Here is a 12,685-nt window from a genome sequence, read left to right on the forward strand (position 1 = left end):
AACCTAATTATTTTTTTCTTACACTAATTGTTGTTTGGCACGTAATTGTTTGAGCATGTCGCGCGTCATCGCATCTAGGTCGAACTGTGCCTTAAAGCCCCATTCGTCACGAGCAGCCGTTGCATCGATTGAATCTGGCCAGCTGTTTGCAATCGCTTGGCGAATCGGATCCACCTCATAATTTAATGTAAAGCCAGGAAGTTCTTTGCGAATTGAAGCAGCAAGCATTTCCGGATCAAAACTCATCGCTGTAACGTTGAAAGCGTTGCGGTGAATCAATTTCGTCGGGTCTGCTTCCATCAAGTCAACGATTGCTTGAAGTGCATCTGGCATATACATCATGTCCATGAAGGTGCCTTTGTCGATATACGACGTGTACGTTCCTTCTTCTAACGCTTTGTAATAAATATCAACCGCATAGTCCGTCGTTCCTCCACCTGGTAGTGTATCGTACGAAATCAAACCTGGGAAGCGAACACCGCGTGTGTCAACACCGAACTTTTGGAAGTAGTAATCACAAAGAAGTTCTCCTGAAACCTTGTTCACACCATACATCGTCGTCGGGCGCTGTAATGTGTCTTGTGGAGTATTCACTTTTGGAGTCGATGGACCAAATGCGCCAATCGAACTCGGTGTGAAGAACTGCATGTTCTCTTCGCGTGCAACTTCTAGTGCATTGACTAAACCACCCATATTGATGTTCCAAGCAAGTAATGGCTTTGCTTCAGCTGTTGCTGAAAGAAGTGCTGCCATATGCATCATTGTGTCCGCACCGAACTCTTTTGCAATGCGGTGCATCTCTTCTGCGTTTGTTACATCCAAGATTTCAAATGGACCTTCTTCAACGATCGGGCTGTCGATGGGACGGATATCTGTTGCTAGAACGTTTTCGGTTCCGTATTCTTTGCGAAGCTTGGTGATCAGCTCTGAACCGATTTGGCCAAGAGCACCGGTAATCATGATTTTTTTCATGGTGATTCGCTCCTTAGTTACAGTTGTATTTTTGGAAAGTACATTATAGTAGTATAGAACATTGATTTTATAACGTTTTTACAATTAGTATTATAGTATGTTCTTTGGGGAGATACAATACTTTAGATGTGGAGCCGACTGGTCAGAAATTGTGCGATGGCATTTTGCGGGATTTCTAGGAGGCGCAACTCGATTCCATGTAGATGTGGAGAACGCCACTCTAGAAACGTTGAGTTCCGTTGCGAGGCTGCTTTCCGAGGGCGCGGCGTGAGCCTCCTCAGCGCAAAAACACGCTTCCGGGGTCTCACGTTCCACTTTTAACCCCTCCGGAGTCAGCCCCTCCACTCCACTCAACTTTAGTTTCGATAAGTGCGATGATGCATCTTCAAAATCTAGATGTCCAGCAGCAAATCACAAAGATTGCACACGGTCAGGAACTTACTACCTTCGCTTGTCGATTGTAAGAATCATAAGATCTTACTAGAAAGGCCCTTAAGAAATCAGGTCTGAGTTTTGGATTAGTTTCCATAATAGTACTTCGGTAGAAGAAATCTCGCTTAGTGTAGAAGAAAAATCAGTTTCAGTAGAAGAAATCCTGATTAGTGCAGAATAAATTACGTATTCATCCGATGAATGTTCGTTCAGTTTGAAACCGACCAGCTTTTTTAAAGGTGACATGCACCTTGTGGGGAAACCCACCCAGGAAATGACGTTCTGGTAAATGGTGACTGGCACCAAATGGGAGTAGTTTCCAAAATAAAAACCCTGCGCCTGAGAGATACATCTCTCCAAGCGCAGGGTTTCCAATACGTATTTAGTTAATGACACCGAGCTCTTTTCCGACTTTTTCATAAATCGCTAAAGCATCATCGAGCATTTCTTTTGTGTGGGCCGCAGTTGGCATGTTGCGAACGCGTCCTGTGCCTTTTGGAACTGTTGGGAAGACGATTGATTTTGCGTAGACGCCTTCTTCCGCTAAACGTTTTGAGAACTGCTGAGTCAGCTTCTCGTCTCCGATAATTGTCGGCGTGATTGGTGTTTCTGAATGACCGATATCGAATCCAAGCTTCTCAAGACCTGCTTTGAAGTAGTTACCGTTGTCCCAAAGTTTGTCGTGTAGTTCTGTTGAGTCGATCAGCATCTGGATAGCTGCTGTGATCGCGGCTACATCCCCTGGTGGAAGAGCTGTCGAGAACAAGAATGGACGTGAACGAACTTTCAACCAGTCAATCAATTGTTTTGAACCGGCTACGTAGCCACCCACAACACCAATTGCTTTTGATAGTGTTCCGATTTGGAAGTCGATTTCTTTTTCAAGACCGAAGTGCTTCACAGTTCCTTTTCCTTTGCCCATGACGCCTGATCCGTGCGCGTCATCTACATACGTGATCAAGTCGAATTCGCGTGCGATTTCTACGATTTCTGGAAGCTTCGCTAGGTCGCCGTCCATAGAGAACACGCCATCTGTGATGACCATGATTTTGTTGTAAAGACCGGATTCCTTCGCTTCTTTCGCTTTCGCACGAAGATCGTCCATATCGTTATGTTTGTAAGCAATGATTTTTGCGCGCGACAAGCGGCAACCGTCAATGATCGATGCGTGGTTCAATTGATCCGATAAAATCGCATCATTTTTATCCATCACACCTGAGATAGCTGCCATGTTGCAGTTGAAACCAGATTGGTACGAGATCGCTGCTTCTGTTCCTTTGAACTCCGCAAGCTTCTCCTCTAGTTTCACGTGAAGGTCTAGCGTTCCATTGATTGTACGAACAGCCCCTGCACCTACTCCGTATTTATCTGTTGCTTCTTTTGCGATGCGTTTTAATTCATCGTTTGTTGCAAGTCCTAAATAGTTATTTGAAGAAAGGTTGATGAGGTCTTTGCCACCGATTTTAATAATCGGACCATTTGGACCCTCTACTGGATCGATTTCGTTGTAGAGGCCTTGCTCTTTTAACTCATTTAGATTTTTCTCTAAAAATGTATCGAGTGATTTTGACATAGTTTTCTTCCTTTCCTAGCTGTAGTCAGTAGTAGTGTATCATTTAATGACCGGTTTTGCCTTTACCTTCACATCGAAAGGTTCTCCAGACAGCTTCTCAATCAATTTTTCAACCGCGGGCAATGTATAATGAACCAACTGTCCAAGACCAAATGCAATCAGTAAGGTCCCGACTCCCACAGGACCACCGAGTAGCCATCCCAGCAACACAACGCCCATCTCCATTGACGTTCGCACCGTCTTCACCTTCGCACCCGTCTTCGCGACAAGCATCATCATAATGGAATCACGCGGGCCTGCACCCACTCGAGCAGCGACGTATGTACCTGCCCCAATCCCCATCACGATGACTCCTAAAACGAACACGATTGATTGAACCACAACCGATTCCGGGTCAGGAAGCAACCAGTTGTAAATATCGATGAATGCACCAATCAACAAAATATTCAACCAGGTTCCAAGTAACGGGATGCGCCTTTCAATGACGAATACGACCAAAATCAACAAGAAGCCTACAAGTATCGACCAAGTCCCAATCGTCAATCCAAACAATTGAAACAACGCGACGTGCAACACATCCCATGGTCCGATCCCTAAGTAGTTCCCTTTAATCGTCAGTGTTATTCCTAGCGCCATTAACAAGAGCCCGATTAAATACACACTCCAGCGCACGACGTAATTCTTTTTCACATTAAACCCTTCTTTCTCACACACTCCTTTAAGTATACGACATGAGGTCAAGCCCTTGATATGGTAAGATAGGGACACATGAAGGAGAGATTAGTGTATGAAAAAAGTAGTTTTAGCAGAAAAACCATCTGTTGCCCGTGACATCGCGCGTGTCCTGAAATGCACGAAAAAAGGAAACGGCTTTTTAGAAGGCGACAACTATATTGTTACTTGGGCACTCGGCCACTTAGTGACACTTGCTGACCCTGAAACGTATGACAACAAGTACAAGACGTGGAATTTAGAAGATTTGCCGATGATGCCTGAAAAATTGAAACTAACAGTCATTCGCCAATCAAGTAAGCAATTCCACGCGGTAAAAGCACAACTCGAACGAAAAGATGTGGACGGCTGGATCATCGGTACCGACGCGGGTCGCGAAGGCGAACTAGTCGCTCGTTGGATCTTCGCAAAAGTGAAAGCAAAAAAACCGATTCAACGACTTTGGATTTCGTCTGTTACGGATAAAGCAATCAAAGACGGGTTTGCCAAGCTGCAGCCTGGTCAAAAGTATGAAAATCTGTACTATGCAGCGGTTGCTCGTTCAGAAGCAGACTGGTATGTCGGACTGAATGCAACACGTGCACTTACGACGCGCTTCAACGCGCAGCTCTCTGCGGGTCGCGTCCAAACCCCGACCGTTGCTATCATTGCAGCACGTGAAGAGGAAATTAAAAAGTTCACCCCGCAAACGTATTACGGTGTACAAGCAATGACGAAAGAAGGCTTGACCCTTACATGGCGTGATGCCAAATCTGGGGCAAGTCGCTCGTTTGATGCTACCAAAATCAAGCAACTCGTGGAAGCTGTCGAATCGAAAGAAGCGGTCATCACGTCACTCGATGTGAAAAACAAAAAAACATACTCTCCTGCTCTTTATGATCTAACGGAATTGCAACGTGATGCGAACAAACGCTACGGATTCTCTGCAAAAGAAACACTTAGTACGATGCAGAAATTGTATGAACAGCACAAAGTACTGACGTATCCGCGTACCGATTCACGTTTCCTATCGAGTGATATCGTCCCGACACTTGCTGAACGCTTGAAAGCTTGTGCGGTGAGCGATTACCGAACAGTTGCCAATAAGATTTTGACGAAACCTATCAAAGCTTCTAGTTCATTCGTGAACGATGCAAAAGTGTCGGATCACCATGCCATTATTCCAACAGAGGAAACTGTGAACTTGAGTGCGTTGAATGACAAAGAACGAAAAATTTATGACCTTGTTGTGAAACGCTTCTTAGCTGTCCTTCTTCCTGCGCATGAATTTGAGCAGTTAACAGTTGTCACAAAAGTTGGCTCAGAAGAATTTTTCGCAAAAGGGAAAACTGTTCTTCAAGAAGGCTGGCATGAAGTGAAAAACTTACAAGAGGATGACGACGAGGAAATTGCAGAACAGCGTCTACCAAAGCTTGAAAAAGGGCAAAAGCTTGCGATTGATTATGTGCGTCAGACTTCCGGTCAAACGAAGCCACCTGCTCGTTTCACAGAAGCTACACTACTGAGTGCGATGGAAAACCCGTCTGGCTATCTTGAAGATTCCAATAAACAGTTAGCAGACACGTTAAAGAAAACGGGTGGACTCGGCACAGTTGCAACACGCGCTGATATTATCGAGAAGCTCTTTAACTCGTTCTTGATTGAAAAACGTGGCAAAGATCTTCATGTCACATCTAAAGGCAAACAACTACTTGACCTCGTCCCTGCTGACTTGCGCTCTCCTGAAATGACCGCTGAGTGGGAAACGCAGTTAGAAGCAATTGCCACTGGGAAAAAGAAAAAAGATGTATTCATCACAGAGATGAAACAGTACACAGAAAAAATCGTTCAAGAAATCAAGTCAAGCGATGCGAAATTCAAGCATGATAACATCTCATCTAAGACATGCCCAGATTGTGGCAAGCCGATGCTTGAAGTGAACGGTAAAAAAGGCAAGATGCTCGTGTGCCAGGACCGCGAATGCGGACACCGCAAAAATGTCTCTCGTGTCACGAACGCACGTTGCCCACAATGTAAGAAAAAACTTGAGCTACGTGGCGAAGGCGATGGTCAGATCTTCGTCTGTAAGTGTGGACACCGTGAGAAGTTATCCGCATTTGAAGCGCGCCGTAAGCAACAAGGCACTGGAAAAGCAGATAAGCGCAGTGTGCAGAAGTTTATGAAGCAGCAACAACAAGATGAGCCTGTTAACAACGCGTTAGCGGAAGCGTTGAAAGGGTTAAAGTTTGATAAATAAGTAAAATTTAATATAATGAAGAAAAGGGAGTGTCTCGTAAGTGAGACATTCCCTTTTGTATGGTGTGTAGGGGAAGCGTTCCGCGGGCGCGGGCTGAGCCAAGGTCTCAGCTTCCGCTTTGAATCCCGCTGGAGTCACCCCTACACACTTTTCATGTTTGCGACTTTAAGAAATCCTGTACACAAAATTCGTTATTTCCAAACTTATTCTCTTTCTAGGGCATACCTGATCTTTATGTCATTTCTGATCGAGCCTGTTCCACTTTTCTAGTTGCCTTTTCCATCTCTTTCACAGGTGGTGTCAATGAAACGACTGTATCCCCTGTCTTAAGTGATAGCTTTCGTTTCGGCGCCCAGAACTGAATCGTCTCATCTGCTCGTTTTACATAAAGAATCAAACTCTCTTCCGGTCTTGTAGCAACGTAATCTTCTTCTGTGAACTTCTCCGTAATCATCGTTTTTCGGATCACATGACCTGTTGCTATACGTCGAGCAAGCGTATAGATGTCCGCCCCTTCATCAAACAATACAATTCCACCAATCGAAGGATGATAGTCCTCTTTATCTGCACGATACGGGGCTGTCTGGAACAACATCTCACGCCCGATATCCGGTACAAAGTTTGAAGTAATGAGCGCGTTATAGGCATCCGTTTCTGTTGCTGCAATCATTACAGGATACGGGGTAAAGTCCAATGAATACTCAGTTTGCTCTGACAAGATATCTCCTCTATAAGTTGGAACTCCAAGCTTTCTAGCAAAACGTAAATGTTCCCATGAGTTATCTGCAATCAACGTTTCCACACCATCATTTTTCAAAGACTCCCCTAGTTTAGCGGTAAACTCATTTCCGCCGACAATCAACACGCCTGGGCGATCAGAAGCTGCTAAATTTAGTTTCTTCGCTAACCATCCTATTGAAAACCCATGAAAAACAACAGTTGAAAAGACAAGTGCAAATGTGAGGGCTGTCAAAATGTCCGCATCTTGATAACCATTTTCCGTCAATACACCTGCAAAATAACCCGACACCGTAAGCGCCACAATTCCACGAGGCGCAATCCATCCTATAAGCGTCTTCTCTTTCCAATCTAACTCCGTGCCGATTGTTGAGATCCAGATAGATAAAGGTCGAACAATAAAGAGCATCGCTGCAACAAACAAAATGATGCCCCAGTCAAAAATTGCAAGCAAAGTTTCACGTTGCAAAGAAGCTGTTAACATGACAAAAATCGTAGAAATCAATAACACGGAGATGTTTTCTTTGAAATGCCGAATGTCATTGATCGAAGCGATATGCATATTCGCCATCATAATTCCCATTGCAGTAACTGCGAGAAGGCCGGTTTCATGCATCACACTATCTGAAGCGACAAACACCAGCAATACGACGGCAAACAGCATCGGTGCTTTCAAAAATTCGGGTATCATCCCCCGTTCGATCATCTTCCCTTGTCCCCATCCTGCTCCAATACCAAGGAGGGTCGCGAAAATAGACGCTCCAAAGAACAGCAAGAAGGCTTCTAATGTGATGGTCCCGCCTGCAAATTTAATAAATTCATACGCAAATACTGCAAGTAATGCGCCAAACGGATCAACAACAATTCCTTCCCACTTCAAAATTGCTGCCGGTCTGGATTTCAATTTTGCTTGTCTGAGTAAAGGGAGAATCACGGTCGGTCCAGTCACAATAAATAATCCACCAATTATGAATGCAACTTCTAATGACAGACCCGCCAGGAAATGAGCAGCAAGCGATCCAGCGATCCATGCAATAAATGCGCCGAGTGTAACAACTCGAGTCAATGGTTTGCTAAACGTTCGCACTTCTCGGAAATCTAGATTCAAACTACCTTCAAATAAAATAATAGCTACTGCGAGGGAAATCAACGGATTGAAGATTTCACCAAGACTTGCTTGAGGATTGATCAGCCCTAATACAGGCCCGACCAGTAAACCCGCTATCGACATAACCACTATTGCCGGCATGCGAAAACGCCAAGCGATCCACTGCGAGAATATCCCTAAAAAGATAATGACCATTAAAACAACTAATAAGGAATCCATGACTCCCACTCTCCTTTCGCATACATTTTCATTTCTGTCATAGAGTGAAGTATAGATGATAAAGGAGGATGATTGCTATAAAAATCGCCTATATTCTTGACCCAACAACTGAAATGACTCTTTACGAGCAAAAGCGCGCTACCCAAATCCAATCAAAGTGGCCGGACTCCGTGAAAACTTCAACAAACGGGCTGTATCAGGTTCTTCCTGTGCTCTTTTCACAACGCAACATGGACGGGTGCGACGTCTCATCTATTTTCCAAGAACTCCAAGCACTTGCAGAACTTCGAGAATTCACATCATAACTCTGTTTGTGTTAGACTAAAGGGTAGATTGTCACGCAAAGGAAGTAATGATCATGACAAAACACGAACTAGAGCAACAACTCGCTGAACTGAAAATGGATTATGTACGCTTGCAAGGTGATATGGAGAAGCTTGAATCGACAGGTCATCCAGCTATGCTTGAAAAAGCAGAAGCACGCTTAGCGGCGATGGAAGTCCACTTACAGGAATTAAACGAAGCGCTCGCTAAGTTCTAATTAGTGAGCGTTTTTTCGTATAGCCACTTTTCATGGAAACTATATTTTAAGGATTGAGGAACAATCATGAGTTTATTAACAGTAGATAATTTAGGACATTCCTTCGGAGATCGCACTCTTTTCAAAGACGTATCCTTCCGATTAGTAGAAGGGGAACACGTTGGACTAGTCGGTGCAAACGGCGTCGGTAAATCAACGATGATGTCCATCATCACAGGTGAACTAGTGCACGATACAGGTCGCGTGGAATGGCTTCCGGGCACACATTATGGCTACTTGGATCAGCATACACGCCTGCAACCCGGTCGCTCGATGATGGATACATTGCGAGATGCTTACCTTCCACTTTATGAAAAAGAAGCAAAAATGAACGATATCGGCATGAAGATGGCGGAAGCTTCTCCAGAAGAACTCGAGCAACTGCTTGATGAGATGGCTGAAATTCAAGATGCTTTGGATGCTGGAGATTTTTATACACTTGATATGAAAATTGAAGAAGTCGCACGCGGTCTTGGTCTCGATGCCATTGGTTTAGAAAAACCCGTAAACGCACTTTCTGGTGGGCAACGTACAAAGGTCTTATTGGCAAAATTGCTTTTAGAAAAACCGAAAGTGCTGCTACTTGATGAGCCCACAAACTATTTGGACGAAGAGCATATCAACTGGCTAGCAAACTATTTAAAGAATTACCCACATGCCTTCATGTTGATTTCGCATGACACTGAATTTATGAACACTGTCACAGATGTCATTTTCCACTTAGAATTCTCGAAGCTGACGCGCTACACAGCGACGTATGAAAAATTCATTGAGCTTGCGGAGCTGCATAAACGTCAACATATCGACGCATACGAGAAACAACAAGATTTCATAAAAAAACAAGAGCAGTTCATAGCAAAAAATAAAGCACGTTACTCGACAACAGGCCGTGCAAAATCTCGTCAGAAACAATTAGACCGCATGGAGCGTATTGATCGTCCCGAAACTGCACAAGATGCTCAATTCAGCTTTAAAGAAGCACGTGGATCCAGTCGTTTTGTCATAGAAGCTGACCATCTGGTTATCGGGTATGACAAACCCCTTCTCCCACCTCTTACATTTACAATTGAACGCGGAGAAAAAATCGCACTTGTCGGGATGAACGGTGTCGGAAAATCAACGTTGTTAAAAACGATGCTCGGTAAAATTCCTTCGCTTGATGGAAAAGTAAGTCGCGGGGACTTTTTGATTCCTGCTTACTTTGAACAAGAAGTGAAAGCTGGCAACGTCACACCAATCGATGATGTTTGGGGAACTTTCCCGAGTATGGATCAAAACCAGGTCCGCGCTGCACTTGCTCGCACTGGTCTGAAAAACGATCACATCTCTCGCCCTCTCTCAAGTTTAAGTGGTGGCGAACAGGCAAAAGTCCGTCTATGTAAGTTAATGCTCGATGAGAGTAACTGGATGCTGTTCGATGAACCGACCAATCACTTGGACGTGCAAGCAAAAGCAGAACTGAAGCGCGCTATGCAAGAATACAAAGGCACAATCGTCCTTGTTTCCCACGAGCCTGATTTTTATGAAGGTCTTGTGACGAAAGTATGGAATGTAGAAGAATGGTTCTCGACAGGCGAAGAGTTTGTGGAAGAGCGTTCTGAATAAGCAAAGAGGCTGGGACATAAGTACAAAACTTAGCCTGATTAGCTGATTAAGAAATAGAAAAACCGCGTAAAATCAAGGTTCTTGAAACTTGATTTTACGCGGTTTATTCAGGCTGTTTTCTTTCTTAGGTACCTGTCCCAAACACTATTCTGATATTCATGACTATTCATCAATAATACACTTGGAATCCGCATTCCTGCGTTGTATTGTCAATAAATATAAATTGTGTTGGAATTGTTTGGGTACCAGGTACTTTTTGGGAACTGTTTCCATAACGAAGAGTGGCGTTCTCCACATCTAATGGAATCGAGTTCCGAACGCCAGAAACACGCTCCGGAATCAGCCGCACCCGCAAAGGCTGAAGAACGCCTTCACGGGCACGTCTGATTTCCTCGGAGTTTCTTGAGTGGCGTTCTCCACATCTAAAGTAATCGAGTTGCGCCTCCTAGAAATCCCGCAAGAAGCCATCGCAATCTATGAAGCAAAATACGCTTCACAGCTCACGCTGGCTTCTCGCACAATTTCTGAACAGTCGGCTCCACATCTAAGTTATGCAAGCAACATTTCCGCCGATTCCGCGTCATTTAAGATAAGCTCACGTAATCGTTGCTTCGCACGGAACAAACGAGACTTCACTGTACCAATCGAAACTTTCATCATTTCCGCGATTTCAACAAGGGATAATTGTTTTACATAGAAATAAAAGACCGTTTTGCTGTAGATTGAGTCAAGTTCCCCAAGCTTCTTCTGGATCAGTTCACTCACATCTGCTTGCGCCAACTGATCTTCAATCGGAAGCGTGTCTGCTGCAATCAGGTCAAGAATCGAGACATCCAATTGATCCGGTTGAATTACAACATGCTTGCTGCGACGAACATCTTTGCGGTATTTGTCACGGAATGTGTTCATAGTAATTGTTGTTAACCAAGCTTTTACATGGTCCACGTTCTCAAGATATGATTCGTAACGTACAACTTTCACCCAAACATCTTGCATCAAATCTTCAGCTTCCGCCTGGTTTTTTGTAAGTTTTAAGCATAAGTAGTAAATTGAGCGATTGTATTGTTCATAAACGGTTTCAATCTTTGTCATGATTGTTCCCCTCCGGTTCGTTTCTTCGTACCCTTATCTTCTCAAACTCCTACCTTACGAACCATCGACTGTTCTTTCATTTCAATTACATCTATGTAATCTAAAAAACCCTGGCTCCGCGCTAAGCGCGAGCAAGGTCTTCTTCAGATTGTTCGGTTTCATCTGCTAACTTCGTCACAGTCATCTTCACAATTCGGTTGCGGTCCATCTCGTTCACTTCAAAGTGCAAGTTTTCGTAGATGACCTTCTCCCCTTCATCCGGTACATGCCCAAGCAATTCCATAATGAAGCCACCAATTGTTTCGTTTTCTGTTTCAATGTTCATTTCCATCAAATTATTAAAGTCTTCGATTTCAAAACGAGCGGCACACACTAAGCGGTCGGCCGTGTGTTCATACACCAGCGGCTGCTCATCATCGTCTGTCTCATCTTCAATCTCTTGACCAATCATCTCTTCAATAATGTCTTCGTGCGTAACGATTCCAAGTGTTCCACCATACTCATCTAAAACAATTGCCATGTGCTTTTTCTTCGCTAGCATTTGCTTGTAGACTTTCTCAACACTTAACGATTTCACGACGAACAGTGGTTCAAGGTCCACAAATTCTTCTAGTGCACGTTCTGGATTCATCGACCATTCAATAAAACGTTTCGTGTAAAACATTCCAATGATCTCATCCATGCTATCTTCATAGACTGGGAAACGTGTGTATTTGTTTTCAAGTAAGATGGAACGTACTTCTTCAAACGTAGCAGTCGTCGGAATTCCGACAATCTCTGTACGATGCGTCTCGAGGACATCCTCAACATCTTTATGAGGGAAATCAAGTACACCTTTCAAACGGTCAGACTCTTCTTCTTCGAACGTTCCTTCAGTTGAGGCGATATCTACCATAGAGCGTAACTCTTCTTTGGTAAGAGTCGCTTCTTTTACAGCACCCTTAGAAAGAACACGAATAAAGATATTTGTTAATTGTCCAAGTAAGAATGTGATTGGTCGTAAAATTTGTACAAGTGCTCCAATGACCGGAGCAACGATGTAGGCAACTTTATCTGAGAACGTTACAGAAATCGTTTTCGGTAACACTTCCCCAAAGATGATAATGACGACTGTTAATACCGCTGTTGCAACGGCCACATCCCATCCATAATTCAATGCAATGATTGTTAATAATGTGGGCATTGCTATGTTCACGATATTGTTTCCGATTAGAATCGTAGTAATCATGCGGTCCGGCTTAGACAGCAGCACGAGAAGTTTTTGTGACGCACGATCCCCTTGCTCAGCCCGAAGCTGGACCTTCATCCTATTGACTGCGGTTAACGCAGTTTCACTGCCGGAAAAGAAAAACGACAGCGCTAAACAGATGCCTAAATAGACAAATTCCATTGGTTTCT

General features: G+C 43.9%; 10 protein-coding genes. 4 read left to right on the plus strand and 6 right to left on the minus strand.

From position 1 onward, the window contains the following. Positions 1–18: 18 nt before the first annotated feature. The 3 genes from ACF3OH_RS11370 to ACF3OH_RS11380 form a co-directional block, all read right to left on the minus strand. Positions 19–972, minus strand: coding sequence for an L-threonine 3-dehydrogenase (locus ACF3OH_RS11370; protein ID WP_392454731.1), 954 nt, complete (start codon positions 970–972; stop codon positions 19–21). Positions 973–1,786: 814 nt separating this feature from the next. Next, a complete protein-coding gene (locus ACF3OH_RS11375) occupies positions 1,787–2,977 on the minus strand; it encodes a glycine C-acetyltransferase (RefSeq protein WP_204589839.1) in 1,191 nt (396 codons plus the stop codon). A gap of 39 nt (positions 2,978–3,016) precedes the next feature. Next, complete coding sequence (locus tag ACF3OH_RS11380) at positions 3,017–3,667, minus strand: YitT family protein (RefSeq protein WP_204589840.1); 651 nt, start codon at positions 3,665–3,667, stop codon at positions 3,017–3,019. Positions 3,668–3,764: 97 nt separating this feature from the next. Here ACF3OH_RS11380 and ACF3OH_RS11385 point away from each other — a divergent pair, with 97 nt between their 5' ends. Continuing rightward, positions 3,765–5,945 carry a DNA topoisomerase III gene (locus ACF3OH_RS11385; RefSeq protein ID WP_392454732.1) on the plus strand — a complete coding sequence of 727 codons (2,181 nt, stop codon included), beginning with the start codon at positions 3,765–3,767 and terminating at the stop codon, positions 5,943–5,945. A gap of 232 nt (positions 5,946–6,177) precedes the next feature. Here ACF3OH_RS11385 and ACF3OH_RS11390 read toward each other — a convergent pair whose 3' ends face one another. Continuing rightward, positions 6,178–8,010, minus strand: coding sequence for a cation:proton antiporter (locus tag ACF3OH_RS11390; RefSeq protein ID WP_392454733.1), 1,833 nt, complete (start codon positions 8,008–8,010; stop codon positions 6,178–6,180). Between the two features lie 68 nt (positions 8,011–8,078). Between ACF3OH_RS11390 and ACF3OH_RS11395 the strand changes: the two genes are divergently transcribed. The 3 genes from ACF3OH_RS11395 to abc-f all read left to right on the plus strand — a co-directional run bounded on the left by ACF3OH_RS11395 (position 8,079) and on the right by abc-f (position 10,195). Further along, positions 8,079–8,315, plus strand: a complete 237-nt coding sequence (locus ACF3OH_RS11395; RefSeq protein ID WP_392454734.1) for a hypothetical protein — start codon at positions 8,079–8,081, stop codon at positions 8,313–8,315. A 53-nt stretch (positions 8,316–8,368) separates the two neighbouring features. Next, positions 8,369–8,551 carry an SE1832 family protein gene (locus ACF3OH_RS11400; protein ID WP_392454735.1) on the plus strand — a complete coding sequence of 61 codons (183 nt, stop codon included), beginning with the start codon at positions 8,369–8,371 and terminating at the stop codon, positions 8,549–8,551. A gap of 66 nt (positions 8,552–8,617) precedes the next feature. Continuing rightward, on the plus strand, positions 8,618–10,195 hold the full coding sequence (abc-f, locus tag ACF3OH_RS11405; protein WP_204589843.1) for a ribosomal protection-like ABC-F family protein: 1,578 nt from the start codon (positions 8,618–8,620) through the stop codon (positions 10,193–10,195). A 549-nt stretch (positions 10,196–10,744) separates the two neighbouring features. On the opposite strand, the gene ACF3OH_RS11410 is transcribed toward abc-f, so the two are convergent. Further along, positions 10,745–11,287, minus strand: coding sequence for an RNA polymerase sigma factor (locus tag ACF3OH_RS11410; RefSeq protein ID WP_392454736.1), 543 nt, complete (start codon positions 11,285–11,287; stop codon positions 10,745–10,747). Between the two features lie 121 nt (positions 11,288–11,408). Continuing rightward, positions 11,409–12,677: a hemolysin family protein gene (locus tag ACF3OH_RS11415; RefSeq protein WP_392454737.1), complete on the minus strand. Its 1,269-nt coding sequence runs from the start codon at positions 12,675–12,677 to the stop codon at positions 11,409–11,411. Between the last annotated feature and the right edge of the window lie 8 nt (positions 12,678–12,685).

Origin of the sequence: Chryseomicrobium aureum, from assembly GCF_043182735.1 — a bacterium.
GTDB classification, from domain to species: Bacteria; Bacillota; Bacilli; order Bacillales_A; family Planococcaceae; genus Chryseomicrobium; species Chryseomicrobium aureum.

Coding starts and splice junctions, on each gene's coding strand:
- ACF3OH_RS11370 (WP_392454731.1), bottom strand. CDS start 972: ATGAAAAAAATCATGATTACCGGTGCTCTTGGCCAAATCGGTTCAGAG.
- ACF3OH_RS11375 (WP_204589839.1), bottom strand. CDS start 2,977: ATGTCAAAATCACTCGATACATTTTTAGAGAAAAATCTAAATGAGTTA.
- ACF3OH_RS11385 (WP_392454732.1), top strand. CDS start 3,765: ATGAAAAAAGTAGTTTTAGCAGAAAAACCATCTGTTGCCCGTGACATC.
- ACF3OH_RS11390 (WP_392454733.1), bottom strand. CDS start 8,010: ATGGATTCCTTATTAGTTGTTTTAATGGTCATTATCTTTTTAGGGATA.
- ACF3OH_RS11395 (WP_392454734.1), top strand. CDS start 8,079: ATGATTGCTATAAAAATCGCCTATATTCTTGACCCAACAACTGAAATG.
- ACF3OH_RS11400 (WP_392454735.1), top strand. CDS start 8,369: ATGACAAAACACGAACTAGAGCAACAACTCGCTGAACTGAAAATGGAT.
- abc-f (WP_204589843.1), top strand. CDS start 8,618: ATGAGTTTATTAACAGTAGATAATTTAGGACATTCCTTCGGAGATCGC.
- ACF3OH_RS11410 (WP_392454736.1), bottom strand. CDS start 11,287: ATGACAAAGATTGAAACCGTTTATGAACAATACAATCGCTCAATTTAC.
- ACF3OH_RS11415 (WP_392454737.1), bottom strand. CDS start 12,677: ATGGAATTTGTCTATTTAGGCATCTGTTTAGCGCTGTCGTTTTTCTTT.